Source organism: Streptomyces sp. NPDC034043 (genome assembly GCF_055575675.1).
In genome coordinates, this window is sequence record NZ_JBVISF010000002.1 from 760,423 (window position 1) to 782,805 (window position 22,383).

The 22,383-nt window shown below is 70.9% G+C and carries 21 protein-coding genes; 10 read left to right on the plus strand and 11 right to left on the minus strand.

What is annotated here, in order from left to right:
• A complete protein-coding gene (locus tag ACZ51S_RS08115; protein WP_468479124.1) occupies nucleotides 1-1,080 on the plus strand; it encodes an Lrp/AsnC family transcriptional regulator in 1,080 nt (359 codons plus the stop codon).
• Between the two features lie 80 nt (nucleotides 1,081-1,160).
• On the opposite strand, the gene ACZ51S_RS08120 is transcribed toward ACZ51S_RS08115, so the two are convergent.
• The 7 genes from ACZ51S_RS08120 to ACZ51S_RS08150 form a co-directional block, all read right to left on the minus strand.
• Nucleotides 1,161-2,552, minus strand: coding sequence for a nucleobase:cation symporter-2 family protein (locus ACZ51S_RS08120; RefSeq protein ID WP_468478825.1), 1,392 nt, complete (start codon nucleotides 2,550-2,552; stop codon nucleotides 1,161-1,163).
• Between the two features lie 448 nt (nucleotides 2,553-3,000).
• Nucleotides 3,001-4,404 carry an 8-oxoguanine deaminase gene (locus ACZ51S_RS08125; RefSeq protein ID WP_468173987.1) on the minus strand — a complete coding sequence of 468 codons (1,404 nt, stop codon included), beginning with the start codon at nucleotides 4,402-4,404 and terminating at the stop codon, nucleotides 3,001-3,003.
• A gap of 187 nt (nucleotides 4,405-4,591) precedes the next feature.
• Complete coding sequence (gene pucL, locus ACZ51S_RS08130; RefSeq protein ID WP_388942900.1) at nucleotides 4,592-5,515, minus strand: factor-independent urate hydroxylase; 924 nt, start codon at nucleotides 5,513-5,515, stop codon at nucleotides 4,592-4,594.
• A gap of 1 nt (nucleotide 5,516) precedes the next feature.
• Entirely contained in the window at nucleotides 5,517-5,921 is a 405-nt protein-coding gene (gene uraH / locus ACZ51S_RS08135) for a hydroxyisourate hydrolase (RefSeq protein ID WP_468478826.1), read from the minus strand.
• A gap of 2 nt (nucleotides 5,922-5,923) precedes the next feature.
• A complete protein-coding gene (gene uraD, locus ACZ51S_RS08140; protein WP_468478827.1) occupies nucleotides 5,924-6,439 on the minus strand; it encodes a 2-oxo-4-hydroxy-4-carboxy-5-ureidoimidazoline decarboxylase in 516 nt (171 codons plus the stop codon).
• A 147-nt stretch (nucleotides 6,440-6,586) separates the two neighbouring features.
• The gene (locus ACZ51S_RS08145) at nucleotides 6,587-6,991 is read right to left on the minus strand and encodes a helix-turn-helix domain-containing protein (RefSeq protein ID WP_388942908.1); all 405 of its coding nucleotides are present in this window, start codon (nucleotides 6,989-6,991) and stop codon (nucleotides 6,587-6,589) included.
• Nucleotides 6,988-7,239 carry a hypothetical protein gene (locus tag ACZ51S_RS08150; protein WP_468478828.1) on the minus strand — a complete coding sequence of 84 codons (252 nt, stop codon included), beginning with the start codon at nucleotides 7,237-7,239 and terminating at the stop codon, nucleotides 6,988-6,990. The genes ACZ51S_RS08145 and ACZ51S_RS08150 overlap by 4 nt, the downstream gene beginning before the upstream one ends.
• A 125-nt stretch (nucleotides 7,240-7,364) precedes the next feature.
• Between ACZ51S_RS08150 and ACZ51S_RS08155 the strand changes: the two genes are divergently transcribed.
• From ACZ51S_RS08155 to ACZ51S_RS08165, 3 genes are all read left to right on the plus strand, one after another.
• Nucleotides 7,365-8,198: a TIM barrel protein gene (locus ACZ51S_RS08155; RefSeq protein ID WP_468802383.1), complete on the plus strand. Its 834-nt coding sequence runs from the start codon at nucleotides 7,365-7,367 to the stop codon at nucleotides 8,196-8,198.
• A gap of 74 nt (nucleotides 8,199-8,272) precedes the next feature.
• Entirely contained in the window at nucleotides 8,273-9,163 is an 891-nt protein-coding gene (locus ACZ51S_RS08160; RefSeq protein WP_468478830.1) for a 2-hydroxy-3-oxopropionate reductase, read from the plus strand.
• 235 nt (nucleotides 9,164-9,398) lie between these two features.
• A complete protein-coding gene (locus ACZ51S_RS08165; RefSeq protein WP_388942939.1) occupies nucleotides 9,399-10,856 on the plus strand; it encodes a catalase in 1,458 nt (485 codons plus the stop codon).
• A 457-nt stretch (nucleotides 10,857-11,313) separates the two neighbouring features.
• On the opposite strand, the gene sigJ is transcribed toward ACZ51S_RS08165, so the two are convergent.
• Entirely contained in the window at nucleotides 11,314-12,249 is a 936-nt protein-coding gene (gene sigJ, locus ACZ51S_RS08170; protein WP_468802382.1) for an RNA polymerase sigma factor SigJ, read from the minus strand.
• Nucleotides 12,250-12,396: 147 nt separating this feature from the next.
• Here sigJ and ACZ51S_RS08175 point away from each other — a divergent pair, with 147 nt between their 5' ends.
• Nucleotides 12,397-12,837 carry a YybH family protein gene (locus ACZ51S_RS08175; RefSeq protein ID WP_468478832.1) on the plus strand — a complete coding sequence of 147 codons (441 nt, stop codon included), beginning with the start codon at nucleotides 12,397-12,399 and terminating at the stop codon, nucleotides 12,835-12,837.
• A gap of 146 nt (nucleotides 12,838-12,983) precedes the next feature.
• Here ACZ51S_RS08175 and gcl read toward each other — a convergent pair whose 3' ends face one another.
• Nucleotides 12,984-14,771: a glyoxylate carboligase gene (gene gcl, locus ACZ51S_RS08180; protein WP_468478833.1), complete on the minus strand. Its 1,788-nt coding sequence runs from the start codon at nucleotides 14,769-14,771 to the stop codon at nucleotides 12,984-12,986.
• Nucleotides 14,772-15,041: 270 nt separating this feature from the next.
• Here gcl and ACZ51S_RS08185 point away from each other — a divergent pair, with 270 nt between their 5' ends.
• Both ACZ51S_RS08185 and ACZ51S_RS08190 read left to right on the plus strand, forming a co-directional pair.
• Nucleotides 15,042-15,902 carry a hypothetical protein gene (locus ACZ51S_RS08185; protein ID WP_468478834.1) on the plus strand — a complete coding sequence of 287 codons (861 nt, stop codon included), beginning with the start codon at nucleotides 15,042-15,044 and terminating at the stop codon, nucleotides 15,900-15,902.
• 77 nt (nucleotides 15,903-15,979) lie between these two features.
• The gene (locus tag ACZ51S_RS08190; RefSeq protein WP_467887264.1) at nucleotides 15,980-16,468 is read left to right on the plus strand and encodes a glutathione peroxidase; all 489 of its coding nucleotides are present in this window, start codon (nucleotides 15,980-15,982) and stop codon (nucleotides 16,466-16,468) included.
• Between the two features lie 16 nt (nucleotides 16,469-16,484).
• Here ACZ51S_RS08190 and ACZ51S_RS08195 read toward each other — a convergent pair whose 3' ends face one another.
• Together ACZ51S_RS08195 and ACZ51S_RS08200 are read right to left on the minus strand one after the other, a co-directional pair.
• Nucleotides 16,485-18,164 (minus strand): AMP-binding protein, encoded by a 1,680-nt coding sequence (locus ACZ51S_RS08195; RefSeq protein ID WP_468960141.1) that lies wholly within the window; start codon nucleotides 18,162-18,164, stop codon nucleotides 16,485-16,487.
• Between the two features lie 45 nt (nucleotides 18,165-18,209).
• Entirely contained in the window at nucleotides 18,210-19,316 is a 1,107-nt protein-coding gene (locus ACZ51S_RS08200; RefSeq protein WP_468478836.1) for a winged helix DNA-binding domain-containing protein, read from the minus strand.
• Nucleotides 19,317-19,379: 63 nt separating this feature from the next.
• Here ACZ51S_RS08200 and ACZ51S_RS08205 point away from each other — a divergent pair, with 63 nt between their 5' ends.
• The 3 genes from ACZ51S_RS08205 to ACZ51S_RS08215 all read left to right on the plus strand — a co-directional run bounded on the left by ACZ51S_RS08205 (nucleotide 19,380) and on the right by ACZ51S_RS08215 (nucleotide 22,276).
• On the plus strand, nucleotides 19,380-20,519 hold the full coding sequence (locus ACZ51S_RS08205; protein ID WP_468960144.1) for a magnesium and cobalt transport protein CorA: 1,140 nt from the start codon (nucleotides 19,380-19,382) through the stop codon (nucleotides 20,517-20,519).
• Nucleotides 20,520-20,564: 45 nt separating this feature from the next.
• Nucleotides 20,565-20,960 carry a hypothetical protein gene (locus ACZ51S_RS08210; protein WP_468478845.1) on the plus strand — a complete coding sequence of 132 codons (396 nt, stop codon included), beginning with the start codon at nucleotides 20,565-20,567 and terminating at the stop codon, nucleotides 20,958-20,960.
• Nucleotides 20,961-21,034: 74 nt separating this feature from the next.
• Nucleotides 21,035-22,276: an erythromycin esterase family protein gene (locus tag ACZ51S_RS08215; RefSeq protein WP_468960147.1), complete on the plus strand. Its 1,242-nt coding sequence runs from the start codon at nucleotides 21,035-21,037 to the stop codon at nucleotides 22,274-22,276.
• Nucleotides 22,277-22,383 lie beyond the last annotated feature (107 nt).

A 22,383-nucleotide genomic window follows, 5' to 3' on the forward strand; every position in this document is an offset into this window, starting at 1 on the left:
ATGAACTCGGCCATTTCCGCCATCGACGACACCGACAGGGCGCTCGTCCACGCACTCCAGCTCGCCCCGCGCGCCAGCTGGGAGCGCCTGGCGCAGGTGCTCGGGGCTCGCCCCGAGACGCTCGCCCGCCGCTGGGAGCGGCTGACCGCCGCCGGCGAGGCCTGGATCTCGGGCATCGGGCTGCGTACCGGCACGCAGGCGCCCTGTATGGCGTGGGTCGAGGTGACCTGCGCGGCGGGCACCTCTCCGGCGGTGGGTGCGGCCCTGACCGGCGATCCCCACACCATGGGCGTGGAGCACACCTCGGGCGGCCGTGACCTGCTGGCCTTCGTCGCCGTACCGAACCTGCACATGCTGTACCAGTACCTGTCCTTCCGGGTGCAGCGGATCCCCGGGGTGACCGGTACCCGCTCCTCGATGGTCACGGCGGTGCACTGCTCCCCCGACCGCTGGCGCCTGGACCAGCTGACGCCCGCCCAGGCCGACCTGCTGACCGGGCGGAGTAGCCGCAAGGGGGCCGCCGTCTCCCCCGCGCCGGTCGCCTCGATGCCCGAGGAGGACCGGCCGCTGGTGCTGGCGCTGGCCGCGGATGCGCGGCGCAGCGTGGCCTCGCTGGCCCGGGAGTCGGGGATGAGCGAGTCGACCGTACGGCGCCGCCTGGGCCGGCTGGAGGCGGGACAGAGCCTGCGCTACAGCTGCGCGCTGGCTTCGGGGCTGACCGGCTGGCCGGTGTCCGCGACGGTGTGGGGGGAGGTGCCCGAGCACGAGGTGGCCGACTGCGCGGCGGTGGCCGCGGGGTTGCGCGAGACCCGGACCTGCATGTCCGTCAGCGGGCCCTGGAACTTCATGATCGGCGCCCGGCTGCGCACCATCGAGGAGCTGTCCCGGTACACCGCCGACCTGACCCGCAGGGTGCCGGGGCTGCGCGTCACCGACACGGTGGTGGCCCTGCACGTGCGCAAGTCGGAGGCGCAGGAGCTGGACCGGACGGGCCGGCGGATACGGACGGTGCCGCCGGACATCTGGACGGCCACGGCGCCCGGCACCGGGGACGAGGCCCTGCCGCACTGGGCGGCGTAGGCGCGCGGCGGCGCGTACGCCACACCCGCAGTGGGTGACGTACGCGCCGCCGCGCGCGACGCGGCCGGGGGTCGCCCGGCTCAGTGGGCCAAGGCCGGTTCCGCGGTGCTCTCCGCCGCCGCGTTCCGCTTCGCGCCGAGGTGGTTGAAGGCGAGGTTGAGCAGGATCGCCACCACGCACCCGGTGCTGATGCCGGAGTCGAGGACGACCAGCAGGTCCTCCGGGAAGGCGTGGTAGAAGTCCGGCGCGGCGATCGGGATCAGGCCGATGCCCACCGAGGCGGCGACGATGAGGGCGTTCTCGCCCTTCTCCATGGCCGCGCCCGCCAGGGTCTGGATGCCGCTGGCCGCGACCGAGCCGAAGAGGACCACGCCGGCGCCGCCGAGGACGGGCAGCGGGACGACGCCGATCACGGAGGCGGCCATCGGACACAGGCCGAGCAGGATCAGGATGCCGCCGCCCGCGGCGACCACGAAGCGGCTGCGCACCTTGGTCATCGCGACGAGACCGATGTTCTGGGCGAAGGCGCTGCACATGAAGCCGTTGAACAGCGGGCTGAGCGCGCTGCCGAGGGTGTCGGCGCGCAGGCCGCCCTCGATGGTCCGCGCGTCCGCCGGCCGGCCGACGATCTTGCCGAGGGCCAGGATGTCGGCGGTGGACTCGGTCATGCAGACCAGCATCACGATGCACATCGAGACGATGGCGGCGACCTGGAACTGCGGGGCGCCGAAGTGGAAGGGGGTCGGGAAGCCGATGACGGAGGCGTTCTTGACGGCGTCGAAGCCGGTCATGCCCAGGGGAAGGGCGATCAGCGTGCCGGCGACCAGGCCGAGCAGGATGGATATCTGCTGGAGGAATCCGCGCAGGAACTTCCGCATCACCAGGACGATCGCCAGGGTGAGGGCGGCCATGCCGATGTTCCGCATCGAGCCGTAGTCGGCGGCGGCGCGGTTCCCGCCCTGCGACCAGTTGAAGGCCACCGGGAGCAGTGACACGCCGATCAGGGTGATGACGGTGCCCGTGACGACGGGCGGGAAGAAGCGGACGAGCTTGCCGAAGTAGGGGGCGGCGAGGAAGCCGACCAGTCCGGCGACGATGATCGCGCCGAAGATGACGGGGATGGCGTCGTCCCCCTCGCCCTTGCCGATGGCGATCATCGGTGTCACACCGGCGAAGGAGACGCCGTTGACGAAGGGGAGCTTGGCGCCGATCTTCCAGAATCCGAGCGTCTGGAGGAGGGTGGCGAGCCCCGCGGTGAAGAGCGAGGCACCCATCAGGAAGGCGGTCTCGGTGGCGGAGAGGCCGATCGCCGGCCCGACGATCATGGGCGGGGCCACGACACCCGCGTACATGGCGGCGACGTGCTGGAGGCCGCTCGTGAACATCTTCAGCGGAGGCAAGGTCTCGTCGACCGGGTGCTTCTCCTCCGGTACTGCGACTGCGTCTTTGCGAAACCTGGGCGTTGCGGCCACGGCTTCCTCCGGTCGGTTAAACACGTCGGCAGGGACGTGGGTGTCAGGGAGGTGGTGCGAAAGAGGTGCTGGTCGAGCCTGTATGGAGTTGTGGTGTCGCCACTTCTCGTCCCAAGGGGTGCAGAAACGATTCGCCCAAAAACCGGCTCCGCGCGGTGGCCCCGTCCCGTCCGGGGGCTGGTGGTGCCGTGGCAGCGGCACGGGGTGTGCGTCGCCGCGGTGGGGGTGTCACGGGGTGCGGGTGTCACGAGGTGCCGCCGCACGGCGGTCCTCGCGGGTCACCGCTCCCGGAAGGAGCGGTGACCGCTCCCGGGGGCGCCCTCGGATCTCTCCTCGGGCGCTTCCCGGGAACGGCTGCCGCGGACCCCGCTCGGGTCCGCGGCCGCCGGCCGGGGGCCGTCCCCCCCGGCCGGACTCCTGGGGTTCCCCCCAGCGGTCGCTGGGGGGATCAGCCCTGCGCGGAGATCCGCGCCAGGCGCTGCGCCTCTTCCCGCGTGGACACGGCGATCGCGTCCTCGTCGGCGAAGAGCAGCCGGTTGTTCTCCACGATCTGCTTGCCGTTGACGAACGACGCGGTGACCGGGGCGGCCGCGCCGAAGACCAGCGCGGTGACCGGGTCGGCGATCGAGGAGTGCAGGAAGGTGCTGAGGTTCCACAGCACGAGGTCGGCGCACTTGCCGGCCTCGAGCGAGCCGATGTTGTCGGCGCGGCCGAGGACCTGGGCGCCGCCGTAGGTGCCCAGGCGCAGGGCCTGGCGGGCGTTGAGCGCGGCCTCGCGGTGGACCGGGTTCAGACGGTTGATCAGCAGCGCGTTGCGCAGCTCGGTGTGCAGTTCGCCGGACTCGTTGGAGGCGGTGCCGTCGACGCCGAGGCCGACCGGGACGCCCGCCTTCAGCATGTCGGGCACGCGGGCGATGCCGGCGGCCAGACGGGCGTTGGAGGACGGGCAGTGCGCCACACCGGTCTTGGTACGGGCGAACGCGGCGATGTCGGAGTCGTTCATGTGGACGCTGTGCGCCATCCACACGTCCTCACCGAGCCAGCCGGTCGACTCGAAGTAGTCGGTCGGGCCCATGCCGAAGAGCTCGTGGCAGAACTTCTCCTCCTCGACGGTCTCCGAGCCGTGCGTGTGCATGCGCACACCGAGGCGGCGGGCCAGCTCGGCGCCCTGCTTCAGCAGCTCGGTGGAGACCGAGAAGGGGGAGCACGGGGCGACGGCGACCTGGGTCATGGCGTCGAAGGAGGCGTCGTGGAACTTCTTGATGGTCGCCTCGGTGTCCGCCAGGGCGCCCTCGAGGGTCTCGACGGCGTGGTCCGGCGGCAGGCCGCCGTCCTTCTCGCTGCGGTCCATGGAGCCGCGGGCGAGGGTGAAGCGGACGCCCATCTCGGACGCGGCGCGGATGATCGCGCCGGAGAGGTCGCCGGAGTTCTTGGGGTAGACGTAGTGGTGGTCCATGGCGGTGGTGACACCGCCGCGGGCCATCGCGGCCAGCGAGCCCTGGGCCGCCGTGTACGCCATCTGCTCGTCGATGCGCGCCCAGGTCGGGTACAGCGCGACGAGCCAGTTGAAGAGGTTGTGGTCGGTGGCCAGGCCACGCGTGATCCACTGGTAGAAGTGGTGGTGCGTATTGACCAGACCGGGAGTCACGAGGTGCCCGGTGCCGTCGATGCGGCGGACGACGTTCTCGAGGTTCTCGGGGGCCCTGCCCGCGCCGATGGACTCGATCTTGTTGCCGGCGATGACGATGTGACCCGACGCGTACTCGGTGTCGTTCGCGTCGACGGTCGCGATCGCACAGTTCTCGATGACGGTGCGCTCTACGGCGCTGTCATGGGCTGCCGATGCTGCCATGGGACTTCCTCGTGCTTTCAGTGGCGGAGCGGGCACGGCAAAACCCAGGGGATTTGAGTGCCGGAGCCGGGGCCTTGACAGCTGACAGTACTGCCGGCCCGTGGGGTGGTCCGGGTGCCGATTCAGGAAGCTGGGGTGGTGTCGCGCCCCGGGGCCACTGCGGAGCCCCGGGACGCGCGCGCCGTGCTCAGAGGTTGGTCATGTCCACGGGGATACGGGCGTCGGCGCCGTCGCGGAGGACCGTCGCCTCGATGAGACCGTACGGGCGGTCCGCGGCGAAGTAGACCTCGTTGTCGTTCTTGAGGCCGAAGGGCTCCAGGTCGACGAGGAAGTGGTGCTTGTTCGGGAGCGAGAAGCGGACCTCGTCGATCTCCGAACGGTGGTTGATGATCCGCGAGCCCATCTGGTACAGGGTCTGCTGGAGCGACAGGGAGTAGGTCTCCGCGAAGGCCTGGAGCATGTGCTTCTTGGTCTCGGCGTAGGACTTCTCCCAGTTGGGCATCCGCTGCTCGTCGTCCGACCAGTTGAAGCGCCAGCGGCCCGACACCTGGGTGGCCAGGATGCGGTCGTACGCCTCCTGCAGGGTCGTGTACTTGTCCTTCACGTAGCCCCAGAACTCGGAGTTCGTGGAGTTCATGACGATCAGGTCCTTGAGGCCGGAGATGACCTCCCAGTTCTGGCCGTCGTACGTGATCTGGGTGACGCGGGTCTCCATGCCCTTGCGGACGAAGGAGTGGTTGACCTCGTCGGCGCCGATGAACTTGGAGTTGGCGTCCGAGGTGGCGATCCGGTCCCAGGCGTACTCCTCGATCCGGATGCGTGCGCGCTGGATCGGCTCCTGGCTGCCCACGAACCAGCGGGCCAGGTGGATGCCGAACTGCTCGGCGGACTCGATGCCGTACTCCTTGGCGAACGCGTACACCGTGTTCTTGGTGGTGTCCGTCGGGAGGACGTTGGCGTTCGATCCGGAGTAGTGGACGTCGTCCATGTCGCCGGAGAGGGCGACCGAGACGTTGAGGTCCTTGATGTGGTGGGTGTCGCCGTCCCGCGTGATCTTGACGACGCGGTTCTCTGCCTTGCCGTACTGGTTCTGGCCCAGAATCGTGGCCATGCTAGCTCCCTCGGTAAACGGAGTAGCCGAACGGGTTGAGCAGCAGCGGTACGTGGTAGTGCTCGCCCGGGTTCACCGCGAAGGTGATCGTTACCTCGGGGAAGAACGCACCGCTGTCCCTTACGCGGGGGGCGTCCTGCTGCGCCTCGGCTTGCTTGTCTTCGCTCTGCTTGGTGCTGAAGTACGTCTCGGTCTCGAAGTCGAGACGCACGTGTGTGGTGCCCTCCGGCAGGGCCGGCAGGTCCTTGCAGCGCCCGTCGGCGTCGGTGGCGCTGCCGCCGAGGGCCGCCCACTCGCCGCCCAGGCCCGCGCGGGCCGACAGGGAGATGGCGACGCCCTCGGCGGGGCGGCCGATGCTGGTGTCCAGGATGTGGGTGGACACCGACGCGGTGGTCTCGGTGCTCATGGTCACTCTCCTTCTGCGAGTTCGACGAGGCGGGTCAGGCGGATCCGGTTGATCTTCACCAGCTCGCCGCGGGCGATCTCTCGCTCCTGCTCCGGCGAGTTGCCGATCCGGACCTTCACCGCGTCCCGCATGAACTCACCGGTCGCACCGGTGGCGCAGATGAGGAAGACGTGGCCGAACTTCTCCTGGTAGGCCAGGTTCAGTTCGAGGAGTTCGTTCTTCAGCTCCTCCGAGGCGCCGGCCATGCCACGCTGCTCGCGGGCGGAGGTCGGGTCTCCCGGCTTCGGCCGGCCGATCGGCGCGTGGCCTCCCATCGCCTCGCCCAGGTCCTCCGCGGTGAGCTCCGCCATGGCGGACTCGTTGGCGGCGAAGAGGGCGTCGGCGGTGGCGAAGGGGCGCTGGGCGAGCAGCTTGCTGCCCCACGCCGAACTGGCGCAGACCTCGTGCAGCTCGGCCTCGGCCGCGCTGTCGTCCAGGGCGTTGAACCGGGTGAGACCCGGGGTCGGACTCGAAGTCACGGTAGGCCTCCGTGGCCTGTTGTTGCTTTGACGGGCTGCGCATAGCTAACGCCCTCGGCCACACGGCGTCAACACTTTGTTGAAACTTCCCGTACACAAAAGCCGCCGCCCGGGTGAATCGGGCGGCGGCTCGTCACCAGGGGTGAATCAGCCCTCACTCCCGGCTGCCCTGCCGGGCTTCGCCTGGGCGGCGGCGTCCCGGTTCAAGTAGTTGTAGACCGTGAAGCGGCTCACGCCCAGGGCGCCCGCGACCGTCTCCACTCCGTGCCGCACCGAGAAGGCGCCCCGCGCCTCCAGTATGCGCACCACGTCCTGCTTGGCCTTGCGGTCCAGCTGCGCCAGCGGTACGCCGTGGCGGCGCTCCAGCGCCGCGAGGATGTGGTCCAGCGAATCGGAGAGCTGCGGCAGGCGCACGGCCAGCAGGTCCTGCCCCTCCCAAGCCAGCACGACGTCGTCGGGCTGCGCCTGGGAGGGGTCCATCATCTGGCCGCCCATCGCGTCCACCAGCGGCTTGACCGCGGTGACGAACGGGTGGTCACGGGGCTCGGTCACGAGGCGTCCTCCCCGATCACGTTGACCTGGAGCGTGACGCGCGTCGCGCCGGCCTCCAGGGAGTCGCGCAGCAGCGCGGCCACGGCGTTCAGCACCCGGCCGGACTCGCCCTCGGCGGTGTTGCCGAAGGGGCCGACGTCCACCGCGTCCAGCTGGGCCTTCTGAATGACCTCGCGGGCGGCCACGGCGTGGGCTGGGGCCTCTTCGAGGTCGAAGGGCTCGGTCGTGAACTCAACTCTCAATCGCACGTCGCCAAGCTACCCGGCAGTCCTGAGATTCCGGGAGTCCGCACTTGACAAGTACGACGGTCGGCTTGCAGTCTTCCATCAAGCAGAAAATAACTTCCGCAATACGGAAGGAGCGCACACCCCTCATGGGATACACGGACCAGCGCTTCGATGTGAACCTGTCGATCCTCTTCACGGAACTCCCGCTCCTGGAGCGCCCCGCGGCCGCCGCCGCGGCGGGCTTCACCGCGGTCGAGCTGTGGTGGCCCTGGATCGAGACCCCCACCCCCGCTCAGGAGGAGCTGGACGCCCTCAAGAAGGCCCTTGAGGACGCCGGCACCCAGCTGGTGGGCCTGAACTTCTACGCCGGCCGGCTGCCGGGCCCGGACCGCGGCGCGGTATCGGTTCCCGGTGAGGAGTCGGACCGCTTCAACGCCAACATCAACGTGGCGGCGGACTTCGCCGCCTCGGTCGGCTGCAAGGCGCTCAACGCCCTGTACGGCAACCGCGTCGAAGGCGTGGACCCGGCCGTGCAGGACGAGCTGGCCCTGAAGAACCTGGTCGTCGCGGCCCGCGCCGCGGACCGCGTGGGTGCGATCCTCCTGATCGAGACCCTCAACAAGCCCGAGTCGCCGCTCTACCCGCTGGTGAGCGCCCCGGCCGGCATCGAGGTGGTGGACAAGGTCAACGAGGCCACCGGCCTCGGGAACGCCAAGTTCCTGCTCGACCTGTACCACCTGGCGATGAACGATGAGGACCTCTCCGAGGTCATCGAAAAGTACGCCGCCAAGACCGGCCACGTCCAGATCGCGGACAAGCCGGGACGCGGTGCCCCGGGCACCGGCGAGCTGCCCCTCGAGGCGCTCCTGGACCAGCTGAAGAAGGCCGGATACGAGGGCTACGTAGGCCTCGAGTACAAGGCCGCCGACGCCGCCGCGTCCTTCGACTGGCTGCCGGCCGAGGCCCGCGCCGCCCAGTAGGCGGACCAAGTCCGGGCGAACAGCCAGGCACCCCACGCACTTTTCGTACGAAGCATCAAGAGAAGGACCTCATCATGAGCAACCTCCCCAAGATCGCCTGGATCGGCCTCGGAATCATGGGCTCCCCCATGGCCGAGAACCTGCTGAAGGCCGGCTACTCGGTCACCGGCTTCACGCTGGAGCAGGACAAGCTGGACCGCCTGGCCGCCGCGGGCGGCACGGCCGCCGGCTCGATCGCCGAGGCCGTCGCGGACGCCGACGTCATCATCACGATGGTGCCCGCCTCTCCGCAGGTCGAGGCCATCTCCTACGGTGAGAACGGCATCCTGGAGAACGCCAGGTCCGGCGCGCTGATCATCGACATGTCGTCGATCACCCCGCAGACCTCCGTCGACCTGGCGAAGAACGCCGCCGAGAAGGGCATCCGCGTCCTCGACGCCCCGGTGTCCGGCGGCGAGGCCGGCGCCATCGAGGCCGTTCTGTCGATCATGGTGGGTGGCGAGCAGGCCGACTTCGACGCGGCCCTCCCGATCCTCGAGGCCCTCGGCAAGGTCATCGTCCTGTGCGGTCCGCACGGCTCCGGCCAGACGGTGAAGGCCGCCAACCAGCTCATCGTCGCGGTGAACATCCAGGCCTGCGCCGAGGCCGTCGTCTTCCTCGAGAAGTCCGGCGTGAACCTCCAGGCCGCCCTGGACGTCCTCAACGGCGGTCTGGCCGGCTCCACGGTCCTGACCCGCAAGAAGGACAACTTCCTGAACCGCGACTTCAAGCCCGGCTTCCGGATCGACCTGCACCACAAGGACATGGGCATCGTCACCGACGCCGCCCGCAACGTCGGTGCGGCCCTGCCCGTCGGCGCGGTCGTCGCCCAGCTGGTCGCCTCCCTGCGCGCCCAGGGTGACGGCGGCCTGGACCACTCCGCCCTGCTGCGCGCGGTCGAGCGCCTCTCCGGCGCCCAGATCTGATCCGCCGCCGCGGCCCGCTCCCCCGGGCCGCCCTCCCCCTGACGGGGGCCTGAGTTTCCGGATGGTGCCGGTGCTGACACCTGTCCTGTCGCGCCCAAGCGCCGGCACCGTCCGGATCACCTCTCCTCTCTCTTTCTTTTAAACAAACTGTTGACGTCGCGTTCACGCCGAAATTAGGCTGTTCCGCATGACGGAAGACGCTTTCCGTCAGCAGTTACCCGTACGGAAGGTCACCATGTCGAAGCGCACGCTGACGACCGAGTCCGGCGCCCCGGTCGCCGACAACCAGAACTCCGCCACCGCCGGCGTCGGTGGCCCGCTCCTGATCCAGGACCAGCAGCTCCTGGAGAAGCTCGCCCGCTTCAACCGCGAGCGCATCCCGGAGCGCGTGGTGCACGCCCGCGGCTCGGGCGCGTACGGCTACTTCGAGGTGACCGACGACGTCACCGCGTACACCAGCGCGGCGTTCCTGAACACGGTCGGCAAGAAGACCGAGACCTTCCTGCGGTTCTCCACCGTCGCCGACTCCCTCGGCGGCGCGGACGCGGTCCGCGACCCGCGCGGCTTCGCGCTCAAGTTCTACACCGAAGAGGGCAACTACGACCTCGTCGGCAACAACACCCCGGTGTTCTTCATCAAGGACCCGATCAAGTTCCCCGACTTCATCCACTCCCAGAAGCGCGACCCCTTCACGGGCAAGCAGGAGCCGGACAACGTCTGGGACTTCTGGGCGCACGCCCCCGAGGCCACGCACCAGATCACCTGGCTGATGGGCGACCGCGGCATACCGGCGTCCTACCGCCACATGAACGGCTACGGCTCCCACACCTACCAGTGGACCAACGCCCAGGGCGAGGCCTTCTTCGTCAAGTACCACTTCAAGACGAACCAGGGCATCCGCTGCCTGTCGAGCGAGCAGGCCGCCGAGCTCGTCGGCCAGGACGCCAACTCGCACCAGACCGACCTGCTCCAGGCGATCGAGCGCGGCGTGAACCCGAGCTGGACCCTCTACGTCCAGATCATGCCCGCCGCCGAGGCCGCGGACTACCGCTTCAACCCGTTCGACCTCACCAAGGTGTGGCCGCACGCCGACTACCCGCTCCAGCGCGTGGGCCGCCTGGTCCTCGACCGCAACCCGGACAACGTCTTCGCCGAGGTCGAGCAGTCCGCCTTCTCCCCGAACAACTTCGTCCCGGGCATCACCGCCTCGCCGGACAAGATGCTCCAGGGCCGCCTGTTCGCGTACGCCGACGCCCAGCGCTACCGCCTCGGTGTGAACCACACCCAGCTGCCGGTCAACGCCCCGAAGGCGACGAAGGCCGAGAACTACGGCCGCGACGGCGTCATGGCGCTGCGCAACGGTTCGCGCACCGACAAGAACTACGAGCCCAACTCGTACCAGGGTCCGGCCGAGACCGGCCTGGCCCTCGGTGCCCCGCAGGCCGTCTCCGGCTACACGGGCACCCACGAGGCGCCGGCCCACACCAAGGACGACGACTTCTTCCAGGCCGGTGAGCTCTACCGCCTGATGTCGGAGGCCGAGAAGCAGCGTCTGGTGGCGAACATCGCCGGCGGCCTCTCTCAGGTCACCCTCGAGGACGTCATCGAGAAGAACCTGGCTCACTTCCACGCCGCGGACGCCGACTACGGCCGCCGCGTCGAGGAGGCCGTCCGCGCCCTGCGCGACGCCTGAGCCGAAAAGCCGCACCGGGGACCTGGCGGGAGGTCAGGTCCCGGGTGCCGAGCCCGCACCGCGGACCCGGATGAGGGGTGGTACGCGGTGGGGGCAGACCGCGCCAGTCCTTGCGGCTGGCGCCGCGTGAGGACCGTGGCGGGCGTGCGAGCCAGTGCGGTGGTAATGGGTTCCGAGGCCCGTCTCTTGACCTGAGGGAGACGGTGCCGGAGTTCTCGTCGCCGACCGCCACGGTCCCAGCCGAACTCCTCCGCGCACGGGGGCCGCGCACAGAGTCCCCCGTGCACGGAGGAGAACCTTCCCACTCCGCCCGGCGGTGCGAACGTCCTGTCGCGCCAGCCTCGCCCCGTCGGGCGGTACAGATCAGCCCCGAGTCACGGACGGTCCCGTGACTCGGGGCTTTTCCACGTCCGCGTCCGGGGCTACGGGCGCCGTACGAACGGCCGGTGAGGCGACGTCAGCCCGTCCGCCAGGGCCGCAGCTTCTCCGGGTTGAGCACGGCCCAGATCCGCCGGATCCCGGCCTCCCCGATGTCGAACGCGTACACCGCCAGAACGGCGCCGTCCAGGAGGGCCGCCAGACCGGGCAGCCCGTTGACCGTGCACTCGCGGATCGCCAGCCGGCCCGGGAGGGTCCGCTCGGCGAAGAAGCGGGCGATGGGCTCTGCGCCCTCGATCGGGTGCGGCCGGGCCGTGACGACTCCGCCGCCGTCCCCGACGGCGGTGGCGTCGGCGTCGAGCAGTCCGACGAGGGCACGGATGTCCCGGGCCTCCCACGCCCGCTTGAACTCCCTCACCACACGGGCCTGCTGGACGGTCGGCGGCGAGGGCGCCCGCGAGGCCTCGACCCGGCGGCGGGCCGAGGACGCCAGCCGGCGGCAGGCCGCCGGGGTGCGGCCGACGATGCCGGCCACTTCGGAGAAGGGGTAGCGGAAGACGTCGTGGAGGACGAACGCCACGCGCTCCGCCGGGGTCATCGCCTCCAGCACGACGAGGAAGGCCATGCTGACCGACTCGTCGAGCGTGATGCGGTCGGCCGGGTCGGCCGTGCCGGAGTCCATCGCGCCGGTGGACCACTCGGTGCGCGCGGGCAACGGCTCCGGAACCCATTCCCCCACGTAACGCTCCCGCCGGGCCCGTGCCGAGCGGAGCACGTCGAGGCAGACGCGGCCGGCGACCTTGGTCAGCCAGCCGGCCGGGGAAGCCACCGCCGCCCGCTGCGGCGGGGACATCGCGTACCAGCGGGCGTACGTCTCCTGGACGGCGTCCTCGGCCTCCGCCACGGAGCCCAGCATCCGGTAGGCGAGGTCGGTCAGCCTGCGGCGCTCACCGGTGACCGCGCTCGGCACCGGGTCGAGTCGGCCGTCCTGCGGCGCGGGCGGGCTGGTCGTCATGGTCTCGCGGCTCCCTCGGTCGGATCTTTCCCACCCCTATGACGGCACAGGGCCCCGGAATGTGACGCGAGGGCCGCCGGCCTCACATTCCGGGGCCCCGTCCCGTCATAAGGGCAGCGGAACGCACCACGACCGGAGGAGTACGCGATGACCACCCACGAATCCGCGGTACGGGCGCTCCTGGCGAATCGCGCCGAGGCCCAGCAGAGCAAGGACATCGACCGGCTCATGTCGTTCTACGCGGCCGACGCCGTCTACTACGACGTCGTCCCGCCGCTGCGGTTCGAGGGAGCCGGGGAGATCCGCCGCAACTTCCTGCGCTGGTTCGACGGATACGTCGGCCCCATCAGCCTGGAGACGCACGACCTCACCCTGGTGACCAGCGGGGACACCGCGTTCGCGCACATGCTGCACCTGGACTCGGGAGAGCGGAAGGGCGGACTACAGGCGTCGATCTGGGTACGGGAGAGCGTCGGCCTCCGGCGGACGGACGGCAGGTGGTCGATCACGCACGAGCACGTCTCGATCCCGATCGACCCGGCGACCATGACGGTCTGGCTCCCCTCCGGCAAGGACCAGCCCGCCTGACGCCCGGAGGGACGTGCCGGGGCCCCTCGTACCCCGGGGGACATGGCGGCGGCCCCCGCCCTCCTCACGGAGGGACGGGGGCCGCTCGGTGCAGGCCGGACAGTTCGTGCTGCTCGTCCTGCGGTTCCTGGGCAGACCGGTCGGGGTCAGACCTTCAGGGCCTTGATGGCGGTCGGGGCGTGGCCCGGCTCGGTCGCGAGCTCCTCGAACTCGGTGACGTCGCTCATGTCGACCGTCTTGCTCATCGCGATGTTGGTGATGCGCTCCAGGATGGCCTCGACGACGACCGGGACCTGGAACTCCTGCGCCAGCTTCTTGGCCTCCTCGAAGGCCTCGCCCAGCTTGTCCGGGTCGGTGACGCGGATCGCCTTGACGCCCAGGCCCTCGGCGACCTTGACGTGGTCGACGCCGTAGACGCCGATCTCCGGGGTGTTGATGTTCTCGAACTCGAGGTTGACCTCGAAGTTGATGCCCAGGTTGCCCTGCGCCTGGCGGATCAGGCCCAGGTAGGCGTTGTTCACGAGGACGTGGACGTAGGGGACCTTGTGCTGGGCGGCGACCGCCAGCTCCTCGATCATGAACTGGAAGTCGTAGTCGCCGGAGAGCGCGACGATCGGGGTCTGCGGGTCCGCGGTGGCGGCACCGATGGCGGCCGGGATGGTCCAGCCGAGCGGGCCGGCCTGGCCGCAGTTGATCCAGTGGCGCGGCTTGTAGACGTGCAGGAACTGCGCGGCCGCGATCTGGGAGAGGCCGATGGTGGTGACGTAGCGGGTCTCCGGGCCGAAGGCCTTGTTCATCTCCTCGTAGACGCGCTGCGGCTTCAGGGGGATGTTGTCGAAGTGCGTACGGCGCTGGAGGGTGGCCTTGCGCTCCTGCGCGGAGGCCGCCCAGGCGGAGAAGTCGGGGAGCTTGCCCTCGGCCTTGAGCTCCTTGGCGACCTCGACGAAGAGCTCCAGCGCGACCTTGGCGTCGGAGGCGATGCCGAAGTCCGGGGCGAAGATCTTGCCGATCTGGGTGGGCTCGATGTCGACGTGGACGAACTTGCGGCCCTTGGTGTAGGCGTCCATGTTGTAGCCGGTGTGGCGGTTGGCCCAGCGGTTGCCGATGCCGAGGACGAAGTCCGACTCGAGGAACGTCGCGTTGCCGTAGCGGTGCGCGGTCTGGACGCCGACCATGCCGGCGGCCAGCTCGTGGTCGTCGGGGATGGTGCCCCAGCCCATCAGGGTGGAGATGACGGGGACGTTGACCAGCTCGGCGAACTCGACCAGCAGGTCGGAGGCGTCGGCGTTGATGATGCCGCCGCCGGCGACGATCAGCGGGCGCTCGGACTCCAGCAGGAACCGGATGGCCTTCTCGGCCTGGGCGCGGCTCGCCTGCGGCTTGTAGACCGGCAGCGGCTGGTAGGTCGCGGGGTCGAACTCGATCTCGGTCAGCTGGACGTCGATCGGCAGGTCGATCAGGACCGGGCCCGGACGGCCGGAGCGCATCAGGTGGAAGGCCTGCTGGAAGACGCCGGGCACCTGCGCGGCCTCCAGGACCGTGGTGGCGGCCTTGGTGACGGGCTTGGCGATGGAGGCGATGTCGACGGCCTGGAAGTCCTCCTTGTGGAGCTTCGAGACCGGAGCCTGACCGGTGATGCACAGGATCGGGATCGAGTCCGCGATGGCGGAGTACAGGCCGGTGATCATGTCGGTGCCGGCCGGGCCCGAGGTACCGATGCAGACGCCGATGTTGCCCGCCTTGGCACGGGTGTACCCCTCGGCCATGTGCGAGGCGCCCTCGACGTGGCGGGCCAGGGTGTGCGCGATGCCGCCCACGTTCTTGAGCTCGCGGTAGAACGGGTTGATCGCAGCACCGGGCACGCCGAACGCTTGTTCGACACCCTCGAGCTTGAGGATCTCAACTGCGGCAGCGGCGGCTGTCATACGAGGCATCTGGTTCTCCTGCGGGTCTGGCGGTCAGACTTTTCCGTCATCCGGAATTTTTGTTCTGCTATACGGAACAAGCTAAGGCGCCGCCTCGCGCACGTCAAGGCGGTGGGGCACCCCGGAACGCACCAAAAGCCGCATCGCGTTCGGCGAGTTGTACAAATGGCCGGGGCCCGGAACCGGATCGGCGCGAATCGGCCGGTCTCCCTCCCCGCGCGGTCGCCGGTGGTGGAGCATGGACCCACGGACAGCGACGACGGAGGGGGTCCAGGTCTCATGGCGGAAGCGGTACCGGTGCGCTGCCCCTCGTGCCGGCGCGAGAACGGCTACAGCGTCCCGGTCTATCCCTGCGCCTGCGGGAGCCCGGTCGCACCGCCCCTCGACCTGACGGCCCCGCCCGTTCCCCTCACGCACCGCAACTGGTCGGAGGTCTGGGTGACGGTGCGCTGCGCGGCCTGCGGGCGGGAGAGCGAGTGGCCGCACCCGGAGGTGGGCTGCGGCTCCTGCGGCCTGGTCGTACGGGTGCCCGTCCACCCGCCGGAGGAGCCCGCCGGGCCCGCCGCCGGCGCGGGCGCGGGGGACGGCGTACGGGAGGATCCGGCGCGGGCCGAGCCGCTGGATCCGGATCCGGCCGGTCCGCAGGCGGCGGATCAGGGCGCGGCCGGGTCCGGTGGCCGGGCGGCCCGGCCGGCGGCGGGCGCCGCGGCGCCCCGGCCGCGTACCGGCCCGGCCGCCGGGCTGCCGTTGTCACGGCCCGCCTTCCGGCCCGTGACCATCCGTACCGCCCGGGACGCGGTGGTCACGGCCGCGCTGTACCTGCGCTGGCTCGGCTTCCAGGACGTCCGCCAGCCGGACGGGGTACCGATCCCCTCGGCCGCGGTGGACCTGCGGGCCCCCGGCGTGGTGGCCCAGGTGGACCCGACGACCGCGCCGTCCGGGCTGCGGGCCGTGGAGTGCGTGTGGCTGAACGGCCTCACGGCCTCGGCGACCAGCGTCTACTTCTCCCTCGCCGGATACACCGAGGACGCCCGGAGCCGGGCGGACGAGCTGGGGATACCGCTGTTCGTCATGGACCTCACCGGCATGCCGCAGCCCGTCAACGACCCGGCGGACCGTCTGGTGGGGAGGGGGGCCTAGGCTCAGGGGCTCTTGGTTTTGGTATGACTTTCAGCCCAAGCCCCTTCCTGACGCCCCTTCCCGCCGAGGAGAGCCCGATGAGCCTGTACGACATCCCGCTGACCACCCTGGACGACGAGCCCACCAGCCTGGCGGCGCACCGCGGCAAGGCCATCCTGCTGGTGAACACCGCCTCCCAGTGCGGGCTCACTCCGCAGTACTCGGGACTGGCCCGCCTCCAGTTCGCGTACGAGAAGAAGGGCTTCACCGTCATCGGCGTGCCCTGCAACCAGTTCGGCGGCCAGGAGCCCGGCACCGCGGAGGACATCCAGACCTTCTGCGCGGCCGGCTTCGGCGTGACCTTCCCGATGCTGGAGAAGTCCGAGGTGAACGGCGAGAACCGGCACCCGCTGTACCAGGAGCTGGTGAAGACCCCGGACGCCGAGGGCGAGGCGGGGGACATCCAGTGGAACTTCGAGAAGTTCCTGATCTCCCCCGCCGGCGAGGTCGTGGCGCGCTTCCGCCCGCGCACCGAGCCCGAGGCGCCCGAGGTCATCGCCGCGATCGAGGCCCAGCTGCCCGGCTGAGCCCCGTACGGCCCGCTCAGCCCAGGTCGGCCTCGTCGTACTCCTGCCCCGAGCCGGCCGCGGTGATCTCCCGAAGCTCGACCCGGCGGATCTTGCCGGAGACGGTCTTGGGGAGCTCCGCGAACTCGATGCGCCGGATCCGCTTGTACGGGGAGAGGACCGCCCGGGAGTGCGCGAAGAGCGCCCGGGCGGTCTCCTTTCCGGGCTCCCAGCCGGCCGCGAGGGTGACGTACGCCTTGGGCACCGCGAGGCGCAGCGCGTCCGGGGCCGGGACGACGGCCGCCTCGGCCACGGCCTCGTGCTCCAGCAGGGCGCTCTCCAGCTCGAAGGGGCTGATCTTGTAGTCGGAGGCCTTGAAGACGTCGTCGGCCCGGCCCACGTAGGTGAGGTAGCCGTCGGCGTCCCGGGAGGCGATGTCCCCGGTGCGGTAGAGCCCGCCCGCCATGGCCTCGGCGGTGCGCCCGGGGTCGTCCCGGTAGCCGGTCATCACCCCGGCGGGGGCCGGACGCAGGTCCACGCACAGCTCGCCCTCGTCGGGGGACTCCCCGCCGGTGACCGGGTCCAGCAGCACGATCCCGTAGCCGGGCGCGGGGCGGCCCATGGAGCCGGGCTTGACCGGGACGCCGGGGAAGTTGCCGACCTGGAGGGTGGTCTCGGTCTGGCCGAAGCCGTCGCGGATGGTGACGCCCCACGCCTCCCGGACCCGCTCGATGACCTCGGGGTTCAGCGGCTCGCCCGCTGCCACGGCCTCGCGCGGGGGCGTGCGCAGCTTGGTGAGGTCGGACTGGATCAGCATCCGCCAGACGGTGGGCGGGGCGCAGAAGGTGGTGACGCCGCCGCGGTCCATCTCCGCGAGGAGGCGGTCGGCGTCGAAGCGCGCGTAGTTGTGGACGAAGACGGTCGCGCCCGCGTTCCAGGGGGCGAAGAGGTTGGACCAGGCGTGCTTGGCCCAGCCGGGCGAGGCGATGTTGAGGTGGACGTCCCCGGGGCGCAGCCCAAGCCAGTACATGGTGGAGAGGTGCCCGATGGGATAAGAGGCGTGGGTGTGCTCGACCAGCTTGGGGCTGGCCGTGGTGCCCGAGGTGAAGTACAGCATCAGGGGGTCCGTGGCGAGGGTGTCCCCGTCCGGGGTGAAGGCCGCGTCGGCCCCGTACATGTCCTCCAGCCGCCGCCACCCGGTGGGGACGTCGGTCCCGGCGGCGATCCGGGTGTAGGTACCGGGAACCCCGTCGAACTTCGCGGTGTCCTCGGCTCGCGCGATGACGTGGCGTACGTGGCCCCGGTCGACGCGGTCGCGCAGGTCGGCCGGGCCGAGCAGCGGGGTGGCGGGGATGACGACGGCGCGGAGCTTCATCGCGCCGAGCATCACCTCCCACAGCTCGCGCTGGTTGCCGAGCATGACCAGGATGCGGTCGCCGGCGGTGACGCCCTGGGCGCGGAGCCAGTTGGCGGCGGAGTCCGACCGTACGGCCATCTCGCCGAAGGAGACGCTCCGGCTGGTGCCGTCCTCCTCCACGATGCGCAGGGCGTCGGCCCCGTTCCCGTGCGCGATGTGGTCGAACCAGTCGAGGGCCCAGTTGAAGCGCTCGGGGCGGGGCCAGGCGAACCCCGCGTGGGCGGCTTCGTACTTCCCGCGGTGTTCGAGCAGGAAGTCCCGCGCGGCCCGGAAGCTTTCGGTGGCGCTGTTCTCCGTCATGACAGGCATCGTGCCGCGCCGGACGGGGCCTCCACCAGGGCGGCGTCAGCCGCGGATTGACCCGAAGCGCACGGATCCGGGCGCGCCGGCCATCCCCGCGAGCAGGGCTTCGCCCTCGGCGGCGATCTCGTCCCTGCGGGCACGGGAATGCGTACCGAAGAGTTCGACGGTCAGGGCCGGTCCGCCGCTCCCCTCCGCGATCCGCCACAGGCCGGCGAGGAACCCGTCGACGAGCAGGGTGCGGTGGGCCTGGTTGCCGCTCCATGTGCGGCCCTTGACCTCCGGGGGGACCACGCGGGAACGGTCGGCGTGCGAGAGCAGCAGGTTGTCGAACTCGGGCAGGAAGCGGGGCGGCGCGGGGGTCGCGGCGTCCGGGCGGGGCGCGTCGGGCAGGTCGAAGAGCTCGACGCCGTTCTCGTCGCGGAAGGCGGTCAGCCGCGGGCGCAGCCGCTCGAAGGCCTCGCGCAGCCGGGTCAGCCCCGCCCAGGTCTGCATGTCCTTGACGGAGGCCGGGCCGAAGGCGCCCAGGTAGCGCAGCACGAGGCCGTCGATCCCCTGCTCCTCGCCGGCGGGCTCGCCCACCCACGCCTCGACGGTGGTCAGCCGCACCTGCCCGCTGCGCCCCCACACCCCGCGCGGGGTGACCTGCACGAGCGGGAGCAGGCAGCGGGCGGCGACGGACAGCGACTGCGGGTCGGCGGCGGGCCACTGGCGCAGCAGCTCCTCGCGGATCTCCCCCATGGTGCGCGGCTCGGCCTCGACGAACGCCCGGGCGCGGGCGGCGAGCCGGTCCAGGTCGACGCCTGCCAGCCCCTTGCGGAAGTAGGTCACCTCCCGGTCGCGGGCGGCCTGGACGAGCGGGCGGAGGGTGAGCGCGTCATGGGCAGTGTGGGTGTGGATGGTGGACCGCATGGTGACCATCCGGACCACCTTCCGCTCCTCCATCAGCCGGGCCAGCCCTTCGGGCCGGAACCCTGCGAGCCGGGCGTGCAGCTGGTAGTAGGGGGGCGTGACGTTCTGCGCCTGGAGCCCGAGGAGGTGCCCGACGGCTCCCTCCGGGGACATCTCGGCGCGGCTCAGCAGCAGCTGGCGGGCGAGCGTGGCACGGTTCAGAGCGCGGGTGCCGAGTACGGGGTTCGTCCTGGAGGCCATGACAGCAAACTAACCCCCCTCGCGGACACCCCCTGTCCGCAACTCACACGGAGGCTGACTGCGATGCCGGAGCGCCCGAACCGCCGTCCCCCCTCGTCCGCGAAGCGCTCGGGCTGGCTCCGCCCGCCCGGCCCCGCCGCCCCGCCCCCGCCGACGGCCCCCGGCCCGCCACCCCCGGACCACGCCGGCGTGATCGACTCCGCGGTCTACCGCGACGGCCGCCGCGTCGCCTCCCCCACCACCCTCGCCGACACCTTCCGGCTGCTGCGCGAGCAGCCCGACGGGATGGCCTGGATCGGCCTGCACCGCCCGTCGGAGTCCGAACTGCACTCGCTGGCGACCGAGTTCAACCTGCACCCGCTCGCGATCGAGGACGCCATGGAGGCCCACCAGCGCCCCAAGCTGGAGCGCTACGGCGACACCCTCTTCGTGGTCCTGCGCGCGGCCCGCTACCTGGACGCCCTGGAGGAGGTCGACTTCGGCGAGCTCCACGTCTTCGTCGGCCCGGACTTCCTGATCACGGTCCGCCACGGCGCCGCCCCCGACCTCTCGACCGTCCGCCACCGCATGGAGGAGACCCCGGACCTCCTCTCCCTCGGCCCGGAGGCCGTCCTGTACGCGATCCTCGACGCGGTGGTGGACGGCTACGCCCCGGTGGTGGCGGGTGTCCAGACCGACATGGACGAGATCGAGACGGAGGTCTTCCGCGGCGACCCGGAGGTCTCCCGCCGCATCTACGAACTCTCGCGCGAGATGGTGGAGTTCCAGCGCGCGACCCGCCCCCTGGTCGGCATGCTCCACGGCCTGATGGCGGGCTTCGCCAAGTACGGCACGGACGAGGAACTCCAGCGCTACCTCCGCGACGTGGCCGACCACGTGACGCACACGAGCGAACGCGTGGACGCCTTCCGCCAGGCCCTGACCGACATCCTGACGGTGAACGCCACCCTGGTCTCACAACAACAGAACGCCGAAATGCGGGCGTTGGCGGAGGCCGGCTTCGAGCAGAACGAGGAGATCAAGAAGATCTCCTCCTGGGCCGCCATCCTCTTCGCACCCACGTTGGTGGGAACGATCTACGGCATGAACTTCGAGACCATGCCCGAGCTGAAGTGGGCAGCCGGCTACCCCTTCGCGATCCTGCTGATGGCAGTGGTCTGCGTCAGCCTCTACGTCATCTTCAAGAAGCGCGACTGGCTGTAGCTGGATGAGCCCTCCGGCTACGTCCGCGACACCCTTCTGCCCGCCATGGTGAAGGGCGCGGCCGAGTCGGGCCGCCCGGTGCCCCGCATGGTCACCGTCGTGCACGCCGCCGTCGACCGCCGCGGACGCCATGCCTATCGGCTCGCCTTCACAGGGGCCCACTTCCACCTCGCCGGGCCGCACTACCGCGTCATGCTGCGCCGCGCCGGCCTGCGCGTCCACCACAGCCGCCCGGGCCCCGGCGCCCGTGCACTCGTCGACTCCGGAGTCTTCCTCTACGGCACGCCCGGGAACATCGCCGCACAGCTGGCCGAATACGAACGGGCGGGGGTGGACGAAGTTGTCGTCAAGGTCGCGGGAGTGTATTCCGAGCATGGCCGACCGGATGCCGTACAGGACCTCCAGGAGATCCTCGCGGCCTGCCAGGAGGCGGCGAACTGACCCGTGAAGGGGTGCGAGAGGCCCGGGCACGACCGCGTGCCGCCCTGCCGCACGCGGTGAGGAGAGGCAAGACGGTGCGCGACGACATCGCCCGATGGCTGGACGAGCACGCCAAGCCCTTGAGCACCCTGACCCCCGGCGCGCCCGTGGAGGACCTGCAACCCCTGGGGGAGGCCCTGCGGGGCACGCGGATCATCGGCTTGGGGGAATCCACGCACGGTACGGGCGAGTTCTTCCGGCTGAAGCACCGCATGCTGGAGTTCCTGGTCCGTGAGGAGGGGTTCACCGCCCTTGCCATGGAGGCCAGCCAGTCCGCCGCCCGCGCGCTCGACGCGTACGTCCGGTACGGTGCCGGCTCCCCCGAACGGCTCGTCGCCCGGCTCGGCTTCTGGACCTGGCGCACGCGCGAGATGGTCGACCTCGTCGAGTGGCTGCGCGCCCACAACCGCGACCTGCCCGCAGAGCGCCGGATCCGCTTCGTGGGAACCGACCCCCAGCTCTGCGCCGACTCGGTCGAGGCCGTCGCTGCCTTTCTGCGCCGCGCGGCGCCCGGTCAGGCTGGGTGCGTGAACGCCTTGGACGTACTGGCGCGGGCCCGCCCGGGCTCCCTTCCGGACCCGGACAAGGCCCTGGTGCGGCGCGCCGAGGAAGTCGCACGCCTCGTCGCGGACCACGTCGAGCGGTCGGGTGCCGGCGACGACGCCGGCGAGGCCCTGGAACACGCGCGGATCCTGGTCCGCGCCGCCGACCTGGTGAGCCGGCCCTTGAAAGCCTCAGCCGGCGAGGACGGCGTGTACACCGCGCGTGACCGCTACATGGCCGAGGCCGTCGCACGGCTCGTGGACGACGACCCCCGGGCCCGCGTCGCGGTCTGGGCACACAACGGGCACATCGCGAAGGGCACGTACGGGGACCAGGTGCCGGCCCTCGGCAGCAGACTCCGGGAACGGTACGGCGACGCCTACTACGCGCTGGCCCTCTTCTTCGGCAAGGGCTCCTTCCTGGCCCGCCGCGGCCACGGCCTTCAGCGCCCGCCGGCCCGCCACCGCATCGGCACCGGCTTCCGCTCCTTGGAGGCGTGGCTCGCGGACGCCGTACCCGGCGACTACTACGCGGACCTCCGCGGCGCGGTTACGTCCGCCGGCGGCGCACCCTGGCTGCACACCCCGCACGCGCAGCGCAGCTTCGGCGCCAACGTCCAACGGTTCTTCTACCGCCTGAACACGGCCCCGCTCGTCCCGGCCGAGGACTACGACGGCATCGCGTTCGTAGCACGCTCGACCTGCTCCCACCTGCTGCCCGAGGCGGTGGACTGAGGCTCTTTCACGGCCATGGGCCGAGGGCGGCGTTCATGGTGAGCTGCCACGACGGTTCGGCACCGGTCCGAATGCCGCGGCGAGCGCCCGTAGCCCAGGGGCGCGTC

What these genes read in the sequence shown, in the direction of transcription:
- ACZ51S_RS08115 (WP_468479124.1), top strand. Translation starts at nt 1, where the DNA reads ATGAACTCGGCCATTTCCGCCATCGACGACACCGACAGGGCGCTCGTC.
- ACZ51S_RS08125 (WP_468173987.1), bottom strand. Translation starts at nt 4,404, where the DNA reads ATGGCAGCATCGGCAGCCCATGACAGCGCCGTAGAGCGCACCGTCATC.
- pucL (WP_388942900.1), bottom strand. Translation starts at nt 5,515, where the DNA reads ATGGCCACGATTCTGGGCCAGAACCAGTACGGCAAGGCAGAGAACCGC.
- uraH (WP_468478826.1), bottom strand. Translation starts at nt 5,921, where the DNA reads ATGAGCACCGAGACCACCGCGTCGGTGTCCACCCACATCCTGGACACC.
- ACZ51S_RS08155 (WP_468802383.1), top strand. Translation starts at nt 7,365, where the DNA reads ATGGGATACACGGACCAGCGCTTCGATGTGAACCTGTCGATCCTCTTC.
- ACZ51S_RS08160 (WP_468478830.1), top strand. Translation starts at nt 8,273, where the DNA reads ATGAGCAACCTCCCCAAGATCGCCTGGATCGGCCTCGGAATCATGGGC.
- ACZ51S_RS08165 (WP_388942939.1), top strand. Translation starts at nt 9,399, where the DNA reads ATGTCGAAGCGCACGCTGACGACCGAGTCCGGCGCCCCGGTCGCCGAC.
- sigJ (WP_468802382.1), bottom strand. Translation starts at nt 12,249, where the DNA reads ATGACGACCAGCCCGCCCGCGCCGCAGGACGGCCGACTCGACCCGGTG.
- ACZ51S_RS08175 (WP_468478832.1), top strand. Translation starts at nt 12,397, where the DNA reads ATGACCACCCACGAATCCGCGGTACGGGCGCTCCTGGCGAATCGCGCC.
- gcl (WP_468478833.1), bottom strand. Translation starts at nt 14,771, where the DNA reads ATGCCTCGTATGACAGCCGCCGCTGCCGCAGTTGAGATCCTCAAGCTC.
- ACZ51S_RS08185 (WP_468478834.1), top strand. Translation starts at nt 15,042, where the DNA reads ATGGCGGAAGCGGTACCGGTGCGCTGCCCCTCGTGCCGGCGCGAGAAC.
- ACZ51S_RS08190 (WP_467887264.1), top strand. Translation starts at nt 15,980, where the DNA reads ATGAGCCTGTACGACATCCCGCTGACCACCCTGGACGACGAGCCCACC.
- ACZ51S_RS08195 (WP_468960141.1), bottom strand. Translation starts at nt 18,164, where the DNA reads ATGACGGAGAACAGCGCCACCGAAAGCTTCCGGGCCGCGCGGGACTTC.
- ACZ51S_RS08200 (WP_468478836.1), bottom strand. Translation starts at nt 19,316, where the DNA reads ATGGCCTCCAGGACGAACCCCGTACTCGGCACCCGCGCTCTGAACCGT.
- ACZ51S_RS08205 (WP_468960144.1), top strand. Translation starts at nt 19,380, where the DNA reads ATGCCGGAGCGCCCGAACCGCCGTCCCCCCTCGTCCGCGAAGCGCTCG.
- ACZ51S_RS08210 (WP_468478845.1), top strand. Translation starts at nt 20,565, where the DNA reads ATGGTGAAGGGCGCGGCCGAGTCGGGCCGCCCGGTGCCCCGCATGGTC.